We start from the raw sequence: 15,163 nt of genomic DNA, 5'->3' as shown, positions 1-15,163 counted from the left end.
CGGGATGGTGGAGGCCCGTTGCCAGCGCTGGGGAGGACCGGCCAAGTCGGCGGCGCTTCGGCTGTCTGCTTTCGGGCTGTTGCTGCCGATGGCGTTGGCGCTATCGGCCGCCGAGCGCTCTGCTCCGGCCCGCACTATGGATGATGATGCGCTGACGCAGGCTTACGGCGATGCCATCCGCGCGCGGGTCCTGGAGCACTGGCTTCATCCGGCCTCGGTGCTGCCGGGCCAGCGCTGCTCCGTGCGGATCCTGCAGTTGCCTAGCGGTACCGTTATCGACGTCCAGGCGCAGCCGGACTGCCAGTTCGACGCGGTCGGGCGGACATCGCTCGAAGATGCGGTCCGCAGAGCCCAGCCCTTGCCCAGCAAGGGATTCGAGCGCGTCTATGTGCGGAATCTGCAGCTGACCTTCGTTGCTGAGTAGGCAAAAGGTTCTGGGTTTTCGTTAAAGCTGCGTGATTGAGGGCGCTCAAGTGACTCTGCTTTCACGTACCCTTGGTTCATGATTGCGAAGCGGTTCACCCCCGTTTTGTTATCCATCTGTCCGGTTTCCCCTTTATTGAGCGCTCCATGAAGAAGATGCCTCGCTGGCTTGCCGTGTTTGCGGCCTTGTTGTTGCCTTTCGCTGCCGTCGCGCAGCAGAAGGGGCTGGATATCGACATCATCGGCGGCAATGCCTCCGCGCTGCCGATCACCATCGTGCCGATGCCCTACCAGGGTTCGGCCGGCGCCCCGCAGACCGATGTGGCTGGCGTCGTCCGCGCCGACCTGGAGCGTTCGGGCCAGTTCCGCACGCTGCCGGAAGCGCAGATCGTGGAAAAGCCGATCCGTGGCGGCGAGATCCAGTTCCCGACCTGGCGCGCGCTGAAGCAGAACTACATCGTCGTCGGCCGCGTGGTCGACGCCGGTGCCGGCGCCTATCGCGTCGAGTACGAACTGTTCGACGTGCCCAAGGGCGAGCGCCTGCTGGGCCTGGCCATGACCGCGCGCGGCAACGCCATGCGCGACGTGGCCCACCAGATGGCTGATGCCATCTACGAGAAGATCACCGGTGTCCGCGGTGCCTTCTGGACCCGCATCGCCTATGTCACCGCCAGCGGCAAGGGCGATGCCATGCGCTACGCGCTGATGGTCGCCGACTCCGATGGCTACAACCCGCAGACCATCGTCCGCTCGGCCGAGCCGCTGCTGTCGCCGTCGTGGAGCCCGGATGGCGGCAAGCTGGCCTACGTCAGCTTCGAGCGTGGCAATTCGGCCATCTACATCCAGAACATCTCCACCGGCGCCCGTGAGCTGGTCACCAGCTTCCGCGGCATCAACAGCGCCCCGGCCTTCTCGCCGGACGGCCGCAAGCTGGCCCTGACCCTGTCGCGCTCGGGCAACCCCGAAATCTACGTGATGGACCTGGGCAGCAAGCAGCTGACCCAGCTGACCAACCACTTCGCCATCGATACCGAGCCGACCTGGGCCCCGGACGGCAGCGCGGTGTACTTCACCTCCGACCGCGGCGGCCGTCCGCAGGTCTACAAGGTGGGCGCCGGCGGCGGCAGTGCCGAGCGCGTGACCTTCCAGGGCAACTACAACGCCAAGCCCTCGGTGTCCTATGACGGCAAGAAGATCGCCGTGGCACAGGGCTCGGGCAACAGCTACAAGATCGCGGTGATGGACAGCTCGCTGGGCTCCCCGCGCTGGAACACCCTGTCGGTCGGCTCGCTGGACGAGTCGCCGAGCTTCGCCCCGAACGCGAGCATGGTGCTGTACGCCGCACGCGAAGGTGGCCGTGGTGTGCTGTATGCCGTGTCGGCCGATGGGCGCGTTCGCCAGCGCCTGGTGCTGGCCGATGGTGACGTGCGCGAACCGGCTTGGTCGCCATACCGTACCCAACGCTAAAAGAGTGTTAATATTTTCCTGTATTGACCCCTCATCGGCCTAGGAGCCACAAAGGTATTGCCATGAACAAGTCCACCCGCGTTCTGCTTGTTTCCCTGCTGTCTGTGGCCGTCCTGGCCGGTTGCTCGAAGAAGGTGAAGGAAGAGCCGGCAGCCCCGGTCGACACCGGTTCGACCACCGCCCCGACCGCTCCGGCCACCTCCGGCCTGTACGGCCCGGGTGACCTGGACACCGACGCTTGCCTGCGCCAGCGCGTTGTCTACTTCGACCTGGACAAGGAAGACGTGAAGCCGGAATTCCAGGCCATCATGGCGTGCCACGCCAAGTACCTGCGTGACCGTCCGTCCTCGCGCATCACCCTGCAGGGCCACACCGACGAGCGCGGTTCGCGCGCGTACAACCAGGCCCTGGGCGAGCGTCGTGGCAACGGCGTCAACTCGGCCCTGCAGGCCAACGGTGGCTCGGCTTCGCAGCTGACCGTCGTGTCCTACGGTGAAGAGCGTCCGGTCTGCACCGAGTCGAACGAGTCCTGCTGGTCGCAGAACCGTCGCGTCGAAATCGTCTACACCGCGCAGTAATCCATGCGCATTGGCATCAAACTGATGCTGGTCGTTGCGGCAGCCCTCGTGGCTGCCGCACCGGCGCACGCACAGCGGCAGAGCCTGGCCGACCGTGTCGGTTCCCTCGAGCAGCAGATGTACAACAACAGTGCCAACCAGGACCTGTTGAACCAGATCAATCAGCTGCGGCAGCAGGTCACCAGCCTGCAGTCGACCCTCGAGCAGATCCAGCACGAAAACGCCCAGCTCAAGCAGTCCGCCCAGGACCAGTACCTGGATCTGGACAGCCGCCTGAACCGGTTGGAAGGGGGCAATGCAGCGCCGGCCCTGCCGCCTGTTCCGGCCACCTCGTCGACGGCCCCTGCGGCCCCGGCGCAGCCCACTGCAGCGGCCACTTCCGAGCGGCCGCCTTCGGTGCACGGCGACCCGGGCAGCCTGGCGGCGACCGGTGACGAACGCGCCTCGTACAACGTCGCCTTCGATGCCCTCAAGGCTGGCAAGTACGACGATTCGGCGCAGCTGTTCCTGAGCTTCCTCGAGCTGTACCCGAACGGCGTCTACACCCCCAATGCGCTGTACTGGCTGGGTGAGAGCTACTACGCCACCCGCAATTTCCCGATGGCCGAGACCCAGTTCCGCGAACTGATCTCGCGTTATCCCACCCACGACAAGGCCTCCGGCGGCCTGCTCAAGGTTGGCCTCTCGCTGTATGGCGAAGGCAAGGTCGACCAGGCCCAGCAGATCCTGGAAACCGTCGTGGTGCAGTACCCGGGCTCGGACGCCGCGCGCACCGCGCAGGACCGCCTGCAGTCGATCCGCCTGGGCAAGCAGATCCGCTGATCCGCTGACCCGGCGTACAATACGTAACCTGTAGAGCCGAGCCCATGCTCGGCTGCTTTCGTTTCCGGCGCCTGCTGATCCGGCCGCCCGCCCCATGAAGAAGTCCCCGCCATGACCGCCGTTTCCCCGTCCGCCGCCGTCGCTACCCCCAGCGAAATCGTGCAGTCGCCGCTGCCCCGGCTGAAGATCACCGAGATCTTCACCTCGCTGCAGGGTGAAGCCGATACCGCCGGCTGGCCGACCGTGTTCGTGCGCCTGACCGGCTGCCCGCTGCGCTGCAACTACTGCGACACGGCCTACGCCTTCCACGGCGGCACTTGGTGGGATATCGACGACATCGTGGCCGAGGTGCTGGCCCAAGGCGTGCGCCATGTCTGCGTGACCGGCGGCGAGCCGCTGGCGCAGAAGCGCTGCCTGGTGCTGCTGCAGAAGCTCTGCGATGCCGGCATGGACGTCTCGCTGGAAACCTCCGGCGCGCTGGACGTCAGCGCGGTCGACCCGCGCGTGTCGCGCGTCGTGGACATCAAGACCCCGGGCTCGGCCGAAGCCGCGCGCAACCGTCTGGAAAACCTGCCGCTGCTGACCGCCCGCGACCAGATCAAGTTCGTCATCTGCAGCCGCGAAGATTACGACTGGGCCAAGGGTATGCTCGCCGAGCACGACCTGGTGAAGCGCTGCACCGTGTTTTTCTCGCCCAGCAAGGGTGAGATCACCGCGCGCCAGCTGGCCGACTGGATCGTCGAAGACCGGCTGCCGGTGCGCTTCCAGATGCAGCTGCACAAGATTCTGTGGAACGACGAGCCGGGCCGATGAGCCCGGGCGTGGTGCCCTGATGTAGTTCCGGCGCGGGACAGCGTGCTGGCTTTCCCCTCCCAACCGGATGTTTTGCCCATGAAGAAGGCAGTCGTGCTTCTCTCCGGCGGCATGGATTCAGCCGCCGTCATCGCCATGGCCCAGGAACAGGGCTTCGCCGTGCATGCCCTGAGCGTGCGTTATGGCCAGCGCCACACCTCTGAGCTGGACGCCGCCGTGCGCGTGGCCAAGGCCCAGGGCGTCATCGCCCACAAGACCGTGGACGTCGACCTGCGCAGCATCGGCGGCTCGGCCCTGACTGATGACATCGACGTGCCCGAAGCGGGTGGCGAGGGCATCCCGGTCACCTACGTGCCGGCGCGCAACACCATCATGCTGTCGCTGGCGCTGGGCTGGGCCGAAGTGCTCGGTGCCAACGACATCTTCTGCGGCGTCAACGCGGTGGACTATTCGGGCTACCCGGATTGCCGCCCCGAATTCATCGCCGCCTTCCAGGCGCTGGCCAACCTGGCCACCAAGTCGGGCGTGGAAGGGGCGGGCATCACCGTGCACGCGCCGCTGCAGTTCCTGAGCAAGGCGCAGATCGTCAGCGAAGGCGTGCGCCTGGGCGTGGATTTCGGCCTGACCGTCTCCTGCTACAACGCCGACGCCAACGGCGCCGCCTGCGGCCACTGCGATGCCTGCCGCCTGCGCGCGCAGGGCTTCGCCGATGCCGGCGTAGCCGACCCGACGCTGTACGCGTAATGATGCGGGCCGCTGGCCGGCATTCGGTAGTGCCGGCCGCTGGCCGGCATCCGAACCAGCCCCCGGTGGGTGCGAACCGCTGGTTCGCATGCTCTTCGCCGGGCATGGCCCGGCGCTACCGACCTGCCCTGGTAGGTGCGAACCGTTGGTTCGCACGCTCTTCGCCGGGCATGGCCCATTGCTACCAACCTGCCCTGGTAGGTGCGAACCGTTGGTTCGCACGCTTCTGATCTCCCACCCAGCCATCAAAGTAGGTTAAAATGCCGACCCCGCCGAAAGGCAGGGCATGCACGGGCCGTTAGCTCAGTCGGTAGAGCAGAAGACTTTTAATCTTTTGGTCGATGGTTCGAATCCATCACGGCCCACCAATGCAGCGATGACCAAGGCGCCTCACGGGCGCCTTTTTCATGCCTTGGTGCCGTCGTAGACGGGCATGGTGCGTACCTGCTGGATATGCAGGGCTTACCGTCTCAAGCGTAGGCGAAGGTACGCTCGTTTCGCCCAGTAAAGAAGTGCGCCTCCCGTACCGGAATCCTGAGCATTACGAAGTGCCGCATTTTGGTCATAGAGCAGGCGGATGTGCGCGTCCCGTTGCGATATCGCGTCGTGGATGCATGCGACGTCAGAGGCGCTGAGGACGTGACCTGATGTGAAGTGGACGGGTAGTGGTCGCTTCACATAGTGCACGGTATGCCGGTCGATGGTTTCAACGGCGGGCCTTTCTAAAGTGTAGAAAAAGAGCGCGATGGAGCGCCGGGTGAGATGTGCTTTCGCTGGTGGAAGGCGGATCTGGCTGAAACCGTGCCATGAACGCTCCGACGTCTCAAAGATTGCACAGCGGTTGAAGGCCGGCGTTACGTGTCGATCAGCGGTCGACAGTGACTGGGGATCATGGAACAGTTCCAAGCAACCGCCCCACTCATCTTCCCAATGTCTGTTTAGATAGAGCACGACGTTAAGGCGGCGATGCCACGGTTCCACTGGGTGATAGTTCGCATCGATGTGCGGGTCAAGACTGGTGCCGTTTCGCGATTCGTGTGTCCCGCCGCCTAGATACCATGGGTCGTATATCAGGTCTTCGATACCTGTAAGTTTTGAGAGTGTCCGTAAGAATTGGGCCGGTACTCGATGACGATGCAGTTATTCCGGCCGCACTTCCTGCGCACCAGTTCGGCCGGCCCACGGCAGGCCATGAACAGGCCACCGACCACGCCTTCCTCCAGATGACGCTCGGGTCTGGCCATCAGCCGGCAGCGTTCGGCGGCGCGCAGCATTTGCGCCACGGTGAGCATGCCGATGGCTGCGCGTTCTACGCGGGCCATGGCCTGTCGGCAGGCACGTACTGCCTACCATAAAGACCGGCAGCTCACCCGCCGACGCGGTCCGGGGACCGTGCCTACGGGTGAGCGCAGACAAAATGCGACCTGTCTCAGCAGGCCTGCACGCGCAGTGCCACCCATTGCCGGTGGCGTGAAGGTTGGTGCGCCTGCGCCGGGAATTCATTGCCGTGTTGCAAAAGACGTGCAAGGCCCACGCGCACCGATCTTTTTGCAGGAACAATGAGACCTAAGAATGAACACTTCGGCGCGGGACGGTGGTCGCCCTTGCAAGGCGAATGGCGGACGATGGATCCCCGCACTGATGCAATCCTCTGCCGGGAATCCGCGATCGAGCGCTGACGGGGGATGTCAGCCCTATTCGAGACCGAGCACCGACATCGCCCCCCATGGCATTGCGGTAACTCCCTTGCAGTCGCCCTTCAGCGGGGTGGTGGAGTTGGCCTTGGACACGATTCCGTACCCATTGCTTCCCTGGAAGATGGCCGCACCACTGTCACCTTCTCCGCATGCCAGTTGATTGCCTGTGATTCGTATCCAGGCATTGGCACAAGGAAGGTTCTCGCCGGGGCCGCAAGCGATTCCGGGATTGTGCTTGATATCCACCACCTCGCCACAACTGTAGCCGCTTCTTACTCCACGGAAGCACATTTCCTGGCCGACCTTTGCGTTGGTCCACATGTACATGATCGACCGCCTGCTGTAGTCGGATGTGGAGGTGCCATAGACCTCCTTCAATGTCGTGTGGGAGCCAACCGTATGCCATTGCACATCGTGACTGGCATCTTCGATGCCATCGACGTAGGTGAGTGGTAGCGTGTACTTGCCCGCTCCAGTGGCGTAGTTTCCGTAGATGAAGTCGTTGGGACAATGACCGGCTGTGGTGATGCCCCTTCGCCCGGTAGCGGTGTGCTTCACCGGAAAACCGCTCGTGCAGTAGGAATTGTTGCTTTGAAGCACCGCGCCGCCTACTACGTACGCGGCATTCCGGGATCTGGGATTGTCCGCCTCAAGACTGATCTGGAAGCCTGTGACGCGCTCAAGCTTGCGTACGTTCGTCCTCAGACTATCGGCAAGCGCAGCGTCTCCCTCAATCAGTATCACGACGCGGTTGTCGCCTGGGAAGCCGGAGATGCCGCTGACCCCTGGGATAAGGCTGTAGATCAGTGGCGTATGGCGTTCGAGTATCTGGTAGAACTCCTGCTCGGTATGAACGTTGCCTGTTTCGAAGGTGACGCGCGTGGTCCCGCTGTCTGTCCCGATCAACCGATCGGGCACCGGGCTATTTCCGGTCAGCTCCACCAGGATGTGCTGATCGGGTGCATGCCTCAATGATATTGCTGACAGGCGGTCGGTGAACTCGGCGCTGAGACTCTCGAAAGCCTGATTGAGTTCTCCCTGGACTGCCAGGCGGGTAATCGCCGCGTCCACCGAGACTTCAGGATGCTTTGCAGTGTAGGCATGAACAAGTGTCTCCATTTCCTTTTCGGCATCCGATTCGGCAGGAGGTATCTGCGCAGAGAGGTTGCCCGAGACGACGAGCACTGCAACGGACGCGAGGGATTTCCATTTCATCTTAACTTCCTTGTAAGGATGGGTTGAAATCAGGCCAGTGAGTTTCTTGAAAGAATATCGAGGATATGCGGGCGCCTCTCGCGAAATTGTGTCGCGGTTCTCATTCCCCGCGACGAGGCCAGCGACATTCTTCGTCTGTACAAGTTGGACAGCACCATCGGACAGTTGGGCTGGTGTTGCCGCGCAGACGATCGCTGTGCAGTACGGATGCAGACGGGCTGGCGAGTATCGGCCGATTTTTTTAAGAGCAGCGCCTATTCCGGCCCCAGATCCCGGCACATGAGGCAGCCCAGAAAAGTGCTCAGTTCGGGCGTAGGGTGGTCATTGTCATCGTTAGCGCTGGCGTGTATGAAGCGTAGGGCGGACGGTCGGTCATCGCGGCTTCCTCGGCTGCGGAGTGGGCGTGCCACCGCGCAGGATGGTGACTGGCGATGCGTGGTTGCAAGCCGGGATGAAAGTAAGCAGTTAACCGGCGGGCCCGAAAACCCCCACGCATCGCCCGCCATAAAGTCCGACGGATCGCCCGTCGGCACCATTTCAGAACGGTGCCGACGGGCGAGCGTAAACAACAGCGTGAATGTCACTACGGGCTTGCAGGCCCGGTGCCACCCGTTGTCGGTGGCGCGGCATGTTGGTTACGCCCGCGCCTGGAATGCAATCGGAGTTTTCCGAAGGACCTGAGAAGTCCACGCGCGCAGAGAGAGTGTCGCAGGCATGTCTGACGCCGCAAACGACAACATGCGACGCATCTGCTTCAGTGCCTGGTGAATTGCGTCGGGAAATGTCGCGAACTGCACTGCGTGGGCCATCTGTTGTGAGGCGGCGCTTGTAAAGCTGGCTTCACTTTTTCTTTGCATGGTAGCTGGGCGGGCGGCCTTGAGGCCTGATTTTCTGTGCGTATGCAACAGGTTCGAGGAGGGCTGTGCTTGGGCCGCCCACTCGCGCAAGAGCAGCCGAGCGTGGGCTCGGCTCTACAGAAGTGATCGCGCCAGTCAGGTCATGTACGCGGGGCACGGGTCAACGGACGTCATGGCGCGGTCGTTCATCCACGCATGGCGTGGATCTACTTCCTGCGGGCAATTGCGACGATCGCGGCCACGATGCCGAGCGGGATCAGGATGACCGCCAGAATGATGAGCCAATGCCAGATGCTGAATCCACCCATGTTCCAACTCACTGTAGTGAAGAGGGCAGGGTAGCATTGCACAGCGCTATTGGCCCGAGCAGGGCGCTATGCTCGGCTTCTTTCCCAGGATGGGTCGCTCCATGCGCTTGATCGTTCTGTCGCTGCTGTTGTCCGCCGTCTCCGCCCCACCGTTGATGGCGGCCGAACCGGCGCCGAACACGCAGGCCGCACCCGCCCGGCCGCTGGTGATCGGCGAGACCTTCACCATCGAGTCGAAGGTGCTGGGCGAAACCCGCCGCATCAACGTGTACCGCCCGCAGCCTTGGGGCCTGGACCCGGAGACGCCGCTGCCGGTGCTGTACATGCCCGACGGTGGCATCGGCGAGGATTTCCTGCACGTGGCCGGCCTGGTGCAGGTACTGAGCGGCAACGACAGCATGCGTCCGTTCCTGCTGGTAGGCATCGAGAACACCGAGCGCCGCCGCGACATGACCGGCCCCAGCAGCGTCCCGGAGGACCAGAAAATCGCACCGCGCATTGGTGGTTCGGCCGCCTACCGCACCTTCCTGCGTGACGAACTGATGCCTGAGGTGCGACAGCGCTACCCGACCACCGACGAGCGCGCGCTGATCGGCGAATCGCTGGCGGGTCTGTTCGTGGTCGAAACCCTGCTGCAGGAACCGACGCTGTTCAACAGCTACATCGCGCTGGACCCGAGCCTGTGGTGGAACAAGGGCGCGCTGTTGGCCACGGCGCCGAAGCTGCTGCCGGCGGTGGCCAAGGCCAAGCCGCGCGTATTCCTGGCCAGCAGCGGGCAGCCGGAGCTGGCGCGGACCACGCAGCAACTGAGCGTTTTGCTGCAGGGAACTTCGCCGTCGGTACTGGCCGGCTATCAGCCGTTCCCGCAGGAAACCCACGGCACGGTCTACCACCCGGCGGCGCTGCAGGCGCTGCGTACGCTGTTCCCGGCGCACCCGCCGGCCCAGCCTTGATAGCGCCGATGGCCACACGAGAAATGCGGATGAAGCACGGACGTGGATGGAATGCGGTGATGTCGCAGCGCTGTGGTCGCAAGCTGCAGGTGGGCCGGGTGGTCTGATCAGGTGCCCTGCACGGTCGAGCGACAGTAGGGGCCACCCACGCATGGCGTGGATCTACTGCTTCAATCCGAGAGTGGCGCGATTCAGGCGGGTGATGGCCGGTTGCACCCACGCCGACGTGAACCGGGATCAGTAGATCCACGCCATGCGTGGATGACTGCTTCAGGCCGCCTGCGCGTCCGGGCCGGTCAACACGCCGGCATCGGCGTGGCGGAAGCACAACCGGATGGCATCCAGCAGCTCGCTCATGTTGTACGGCTTGGGCAGGAAGTGGATGCCATCACGCAGCTGCGGCAGTACGGCGTGCTGGTCCATGCCCGAGGTGACCAGGATCGGCAGCTGTGGGTACAGGCCACGCACGTGGTTGGCGGCCTCGATGCCGCTGACCAGGCCCAGGTTGACGTCGGTGAACAGCAGGTCGAAGCGCTCACCGGCGGCGAGCAGGCCCAGCGCGGCCTCGGCCGAGCTCACGCCCACCACCTGGCAGGCCTGGCTCTCCAGCGCCATGCGGCTCAGCTCGCGGGTTTCCTCGGCGTCCTCGATCAGCAGGACGCGGGGTTCAACGTGGCGCTTGGACAGCAACATGACGCGACAACTCCGGACAGCGGGGGGCAGAAATGGCGCGCAAGTATGCTTGACCTTTAGGTGATACCCGCGTGCAGGGTGGGCTAAAGCGGCGTTACAGCACGCTTTCGGCGCACATGCACGCCTAAAACGACAACGGCGAGTAGGGCTGTGCCGATGCGCAGGCTGGTGGCCTGCCAGCCCAAGGCGACCGCGTCATCGAGGCTGAACACGTTCCAGGCCAGGTTCATCGACACGTGCAGGGCCAGGCCGCACCACAGGGTGTCACCGTCCAGATGGTCGAGCCAGGCGAAGATGAACCCGCCCAGGGCGATGACCATGCCGACGAACAGGGCCATGCCGCCGCCCTCGAAGCCGCCGAAGCCGAGCCAGTGCACCATGCCGAAAAGCAGCGCCTGCGGCAGCGCCAGCAGGGGCCAGGGGCCGCGCACGATCTTCACCAGCAGCACGAAGCCGAGGCCACGAAACAGCACTTCCTCGGCCAGCGGGAACAGGACGGCCAGCATGCTGGCGTCCAACGCGGTCAACGCGGTGTTCGGCGTGCCGAGCATCGCCAGGCCCAGCCAGCACGGCAGGCTGGCCAGCAGCACCCAGGCCGGCCCGCTGGCGCCGTTCCAGCGCAGGCCGAGGCTGGCGGCCAGACCCACGCCGCGGGGGCGCAGCAGGACGGCGAGCAGTACCGCCACCAGTACGGCCAAGGCGTTATCGAGCAGGCTGCCGCCATAGGGCATTGGCAACGCCGGGATGGGCAGGCCCATGGCGGCGCTGAGGTCACGCAGGTTCAGGCCGAGGCCGATGCCGAGCAGCACGAGCAGCACGCGGGCGGCGGTAGGCAGGCGGGACGTCCGGGGCATGCGCGCGGTCCGTGCGGGATGAAGCCGCAGTGTGTGCGGCCGGCCGTGCGCGGGCACGCCCCGTTAGTCCCTGTGCCATCGGTCATGTTGCCGGACAGTCATCGATGCATAGGTACAGTCGAAGTCTGACCAACAGGAGCGACGCCCATGCAGTGCCCCGTGTGTACCACCCAGACCCTGCAGATGGCTGAGCGCCATGGCATCGAGATCGACTACTGCCCGGGCTGCCGCGGCGTGTGGCTGGACCGCGGTGAACTGGACAAGATCATCGAACGCGCCGGGGCTGCCGTGCCGCCGCCGGCACCGGTGCAGGCCGCACCGCAGGTGGCACCGCCGCCGGTGATGCACCGCGATACCCGCCATCTTGGCCAGCGCCAGGATGAACACCGTGGGCAGTACGGCCAAGGCTACAAGAAAAAGAAGAAGGAAAGCTTCCTGTCGGAGCTGTTCGATTTCTAACGCTGTTTGTAGAGTCGAGCCACGCTCGACTGGCTGTTGCTCGACTCTACGGCCGGCGCAGGATGAACTCGCGGTCGCGCGTGCTGCCCACGATGAAATCGTACTCGCCGGCTTTTTCACAACCGTAGCGCGCATAGAAGCGCTGCGCGGCGAAGTTCTCCTCCCACACGCCCACCCACAGGATGCGGCGCTGTGGCTGGTCCAGCCAGGCGATGAACGTGTCCATCAGTCGTGCGCCATGCCCGCCGTTCTGGTGAGCAGCCAGGATGTACAGCCGCTTCAGTTCGATGTCGCCCTCGCGTGCCTCGGCATGCGGCAGGGTGTTGGCACCGGCTGCCAGGTAACCCACCACCGCCTCGTCATCCAGCAGCAGCCAGACCGCGCTGCGCTCGTCGGACAGTTCCTCGCGCTGTGGCACGATGCCGTAGTGCTCCTGCAGGAACACGCCCAGCTCCTGCGGCGGATACGAGTCGCCCCAGGTTTCGGTATAGGTGGCAATGGCGATGGCCGAAAGCGCTTCGGCATCGGCCAGGGTGGCGCGGCGGATCTGCAGGGACATGGCGGTGTACGGAATGGAACGCGGCGCAGTGTAGCGGGCCCCGGCGATCGCCGGGGCCCTGCCGTGCTTCAGAACCACATACGCACACCGGCTACCCAGCGCGTATCGCGTGCGTGGTCACCGGCAGCGTCGGCCGCATCACCGAAACTGCGCTCGTGGCTGATGCCGATGTACGGCGCGAAGCGTCGGCTGAACTCGTAGCGCAGGCGCAGGCCGGTCTCGACCTTGTCAAGGCCGCGGCCGACGCCGTATTCCGGTTCGTCCTTGACTGCCAGCGTGGCCTCCACCACCGGCTGCAGGATCAGCCGATTGGTCAGCAGCACCTCGTACTCCACTTCGGCCTTGGCCAGCACCTGCCCGCCGGAGCCCAAGTAGAGCGTAGCCGAGCTTTCAAACTTGTACGGTGCCAGGCCCTGGATGCTGAGGGCGGCCCAGGTGCGCGAATCGGCGGGGCGGAAATCCTGGCGCACGCCGACCAGCACGTCCCACCACGGCGATACGCTGCGGCCGTACAGCGCTTCCAGCGACGAAGACTCGGTGCGGCTGCCACTGCGCTCGCCATCGCTGCGCAGCCACAGGCGGTGGATGTTGCCGCCGATCCAGCCGGTGGCTTCCCAGGCCTGGCCATTCCCGTTCCGGCCGTCCCAGTGTTCCAGGCGATCGATCAGCAGCAGGCTGTTGATCTCCGGCGCGTGCTGCATGGCGCCGTGGTCGATGGGCGGGAAGGCGGCGGCGCGGTCGGCGTCGGTGGGCACCGGGATCGGTTCGCGCGGTTCACTCGGCGCGGTCATGTCGTGTCCCATCGTCGAATGGTCCATCTGCGAGTGATCCATCGCGCCGTGGTCCATCTTCGAATGATCCATTTTGGAATGGTCCATTTTCGAATGCTCGACCGGCGCCTTTGCGGGCGCGGCGATGTCATGGCCGGCATGCGCGTCATGCGACTGCGCGAACGTGGGCAGGGCAGTGGCCAGGCCCAGGGCCAGCAGGCTGCAGGAGAGGTGACGGCTCATTCTTCGATCCTCACTTCGCGCATCATCCCCGCTTCCATGTGGTACAGCAGATGGCAGTGGTAAGCCCAGCGGCCGAGCGCATCGGCGCGCACGCGGTAGCTGCGGCGGGTGCCCGGCGGCATGTCCACGGTGTGCTTGCGCACCTGGAATTCGCCCTGTGCGTTTTCCACGTCGCTCCACACGCCGTGCAGATGGATCGGGTGCTGCATCATCGTGTCGTTGACCAGCACGATGCGCATGCGCTCGCCGTAGTTCAGCCGCAGCGGTTCGGCGCTGGCGAAAGGAATGCCGTCGAACGACCAGGCGAATTTCTCCATGTGCCCGGTCAGGTGCAGCTCGATCTCGCGACTGGGCTCGCGGCCATCGGGGTCTTCGAACAGGCTGTGCATGGCGCCGTAGGTCAGCACCTGGCGGCCGTTGTCGCGCAGGCCGATGCCGGGGTCATCCAGCTTCGGTTCGCTGGCCGAGCTCTGCATGTCCACCAGCGGGTTGTTGCGTTCGCTGGCCGGATGCTTTGGTGCCTTGCTGGCGCTGGCATTACCGTGGGCACCATGGCCCATGCTGCCGCCGCAGCCGCCTTCCATGCTCTTCATCGCGGCCATGTCGTGGCCACCGTGGCCGCCCATGTCGTGGCCCGACATACCTGAGACATGGGCCATGTCATGGCCCATGTCTGACATCGTCAGCAGCGGGCGCGGGTCGCGCTGCGGAACCGGGGCCTGCAGACCGTGGCGCACGGCGAGGGTGCCGGCGGCGAAGCCGGTGCGGCCCATGTCCTGGCAGAAGAGGGTGAAGGCATCCTGGCCGGTCGGTTCCACCAGCACGTCGTAAGTCTCGGCCGGGGCGATGCGGAACTCATCGATGCTGACCGGATGGATGTACTGGCCGTCGGCGGCGACCACGGTCATCTTCAGGCCGGGAATGCGCACGTCGAAGTAGGTCATCGAGGCGCCGTTGATGAAGCGCAGCAACACCTTCTCGCCGCTGCGGAACAAGCCGGTCCAGTTGCCGGCCGGCGCCGTGCCGTTCATCAGGTAGGTGTAGGTGTGGGCGTTGACGTCGGAGATGTCGGTGGGCGTCATCCGCATCCGGCCCCACATGCCGCGGTCGGCCAGGGCGGCCGACCAGCCATCGCGGCGCACGTCGCGCACGAAGTCGGGCAGGGTGCGCATGTAGTAGTTGTCGTGCTCGGCGAGCTTCTTCATGCGCCGGAACAGCGCGCCCGGGTCCATGTCGGTCCAGTCCGAGAGCAGGATCACATGCTCGCGGTCGTGGTGGTACGGCGCCGGTTCGGCAGGGTCGATGATGAGTGCGCCGTACAGGCCGGCCTGCTCCTGGAACATCGAATGGCTGTGGTACCAGTAGGTGCCCGACTGCTTCAGCTGGAAGTGGTAGTGGTAGGTCTCGCCGGGGCCGATGCCGTTGAAGCTGAGGCCAGGCACGCCGTCCATGTTGGCCGGCAGCAGGATGCCGTGCCAATGAATGGAAGTGGGGTGGCGATCGAGCGTGTTGCGCACGAACAGGTCCACGGTCTGGCCTTCGCGCCAGCGCAGGATGGGCGCGGGCAGCGAGCCGTTGACGGTGATTGCCGGGCGGGTGCGGCCGGTGAAGTTGGCCAGCGACTCGCCGATGGCCAGCTCGACGCGGGTATCGGTGAGCACGGCGGGGGCGCCGGCCAGGCGCGGGGCGGCGCTGGCCGCGGCGAGCG

Annotated in this window: 16 protein-coding genes and 1 tRNA gene; 9 read left to right on the top strand and 8 right to left on the bottom strand. The window is 64.9% G+C overall.

Features of this window, described 5'->3' with window-relative positions; genetic code table 11:
* The first annotated feature begins 4 nt into the window (after positions 1–4).
* The 7 genes from NQ204_RS12305 (at position 5) to NQ204_RS12275 (ending at position 5,215) form a co-directional block, all read left to right on the top strand.
* Positions 5–424 (top strand): TonB C-terminal domain-containing protein, encoded by a 420-nt coding sequence (locus tag NQ204_RS12305; protein ID WP_256643995.1) that lies wholly within the window; start codon positions 5–7, stop codon positions 422–424.
* 146 nt (positions 425–570) lie between these two features.
* Positions 571–1,890: a Tol-Pal system beta propeller repeat protein TolB gene (tolB, locus tag NQ204_RS12300; protein WP_256643994.1), complete on the top strand. Its 1,320-nt coding sequence runs from the start codon at positions 571–573 to the stop codon at positions 1,888–1,890.
* Positions 1,891–1,952: 62 nt separating this feature from the next.
* A complete protein-coding gene (gene pal, locus NQ204_RS12295) occupies positions 1,953–2,468 on the top strand; it encodes a peptidoglycan-associated lipoprotein Pal (RefSeq protein ID WP_116864725.1) in 516 nt (171 codons plus the stop codon).
* A gap of 3 nt (positions 2,469–2,471) precedes the next feature.
* Positions 2,472–3,290 (top strand): tol-pal system protein YbgF, encoded by an 819-nt coding sequence (ybgF, locus tag NQ204_RS12290; protein ID WP_256643993.1) that lies wholly within the window; start codon positions 2,472–2,474, stop codon positions 3,288–3,290.
* A 111-nt stretch (positions 3,291–3,401) separates the two neighbouring features.
* Positions 3,402–4,103, top strand: coding sequence for a 7-carboxy-7-deazaguanine synthase QueE (gene queE, locus NQ204_RS12285; protein WP_108760530.1), 702 nt, complete (start codon positions 3,402–3,404; stop codon positions 4,101–4,103).
* Positions 4,104–4,181: 78 nt separating this feature from the next.
* Positions 4,182–4,847, top strand: a complete 666-nt coding sequence (gene queC / locus NQ204_RS12280) for a 7-cyano-7-deazaguanine synthase QueC (RefSeq protein WP_108769721.1) — start codon at positions 4,182–4,184, stop codon at positions 4,845–4,847.
* A 292-nt stretch (positions 4,848–5,139) separates the two neighbouring features.
* Positions 5,140–5,215: transfer RNA gene (locus NQ204_RS12275), tRNA-Lys, on the top strand.
* A 94-nt stretch (positions 5,216–5,309) separates the two neighbouring features.
* Here NQ204_RS12275 and NQ204_RS12270 read toward each other — a convergent pair.
* The 3 genes from NQ204_RS12270 to NQ204_RS12260 all read right to left on the bottom strand — a co-directional run bounded on the left by NQ204_RS12270 (position 5,310) and on the right by NQ204_RS12260 (position 7,759).
* A complete protein-coding gene (locus tag NQ204_RS12270) occupies positions 5,310–5,918 on the bottom strand; it encodes a 2OG-Fe(II) oxygenase (RefSeq protein WP_256644017.1) in 609 nt (202 codons plus the stop codon).
* Positions 5,918–6,169: a hypothetical protein gene (locus NQ204_RS12265; protein WP_116864728.1), complete on the bottom strand. Its 252-nt coding sequence runs from the start codon at positions 6,167–6,169 to the stop codon at positions 5,918–5,920. Before NQ204_RS12265 ends, NQ204_RS12270 begins: the two co-directional genes overlap by 1 nt.
* 372 nt (positions 6,170–6,541) lie before the next feature.
* Positions 6,542–7,759, bottom strand: a complete 1,218-nt coding sequence (locus NQ204_RS12260) for a chymotrypsin family serine protease (protein ID WP_116864729.1) — start codon at positions 7,757–7,759, stop codon at positions 6,542–6,544.
* A gap of 1,266 nt (positions 7,760–9,025) precedes the next feature.
* Between NQ204_RS12260 and NQ204_RS12255 the strand changes: the two genes are divergently transcribed.
* Positions 9,026–9,877 (top strand): alpha/beta hydrolase, encoded by an 852-nt coding sequence (locus NQ204_RS12255; RefSeq protein WP_256643992.1) that lies wholly within the window; start codon positions 9,026–9,028, stop codon positions 9,875–9,877.
* 270 nt (positions 9,878–10,147) lie between these two features.
* Here NQ204_RS12255 and NQ204_RS12250 read toward each other — a convergent pair whose 3' ends face one another.
* Both NQ204_RS12250 and NQ204_RS12245 read right to left on the bottom strand, forming a co-directional pair.
* Positions 10,148–10,570: a response regulator gene (locus NQ204_RS12250; RefSeq protein ID WP_256643991.1), complete on the bottom strand. Its 423-nt coding sequence runs from the start codon at positions 10,568–10,570 to the stop codon at positions 10,148–10,150.
* Positions 10,571–10,653: 83 nt separating this feature from the next.
* Positions 10,654–11,424 carry a CPBP family glutamic-type intramembrane protease gene (locus NQ204_RS12245; protein ID WP_256643990.1) on the bottom strand — a complete coding sequence of 257 codons (771 nt, stop codon included), beginning with the start codon at positions 11,422–11,424 and terminating at the stop codon, positions 10,654–10,656.
* A gap of 147 nt (positions 11,425–11,571) precedes the next feature.
* Here NQ204_RS12245 and NQ204_RS12240 point away from each other — a divergent pair, with 147 nt between their 5' ends.
* Complete coding sequence (locus NQ204_RS12240) at positions 11,572–11,883, top strand: TFIIB-type zinc ribbon-containing protein (RefSeq protein ID WP_200751281.1); 312 nt, start codon at positions 11,572–11,574, stop codon at positions 11,881–11,883.
* A 46-nt stretch (positions 11,884–11,929) separates the two neighbouring features.
* Here the strand turns inward: NQ204_RS12240 and NQ204_RS12235 are convergent, their stop codons facing one another.
* From NQ204_RS12235 to NQ204_RS12225, 3 genes are all read right to left on the bottom strand, one after another.
* Entirely contained in the window at positions 11,930–12,442 is a 513-nt protein-coding gene (locus tag NQ204_RS12235) for a GNAT family N-acetyltransferase (protein WP_116864733.1), read from the bottom strand.
* Positions 12,443–12,510: 68 nt separating this feature from the next.
* Positions 12,511–13,455 (bottom strand): copper resistance protein B, encoded by a 945-nt coding sequence (locus NQ204_RS12230; RefSeq protein ID WP_256643989.1) that lies wholly within the window; start codon positions 13,453–13,455, stop codon positions 12,511–12,513.
* Positions 13,452–15,163: copper resistance system multicopper oxidase (locus tag NQ204_RS12225; protein ID WP_256643988.1), on the bottom strand; the 1,712-nt coding region annotated here is incomplete at its 5' end. The genes NQ204_RS12225 and NQ204_RS12230, both read right to left, overlap by 4 nt.

The sequence above is a fragment of the Stenotrophomonas testudinis genome (assembly GCF_024499815.1).
In the GTDB taxonomy this organism is placed as follows: Bacteria; Pseudomonadota; Gammaproteobacteria; order Xanthomonadales; family Xanthomonadaceae; genus Stenotrophomonas.
The sequence above is the reverse complement of the archived record's forward strand: the minus strand, read 5'-3'. Positions and strand labels throughout refer to the sequence as shown.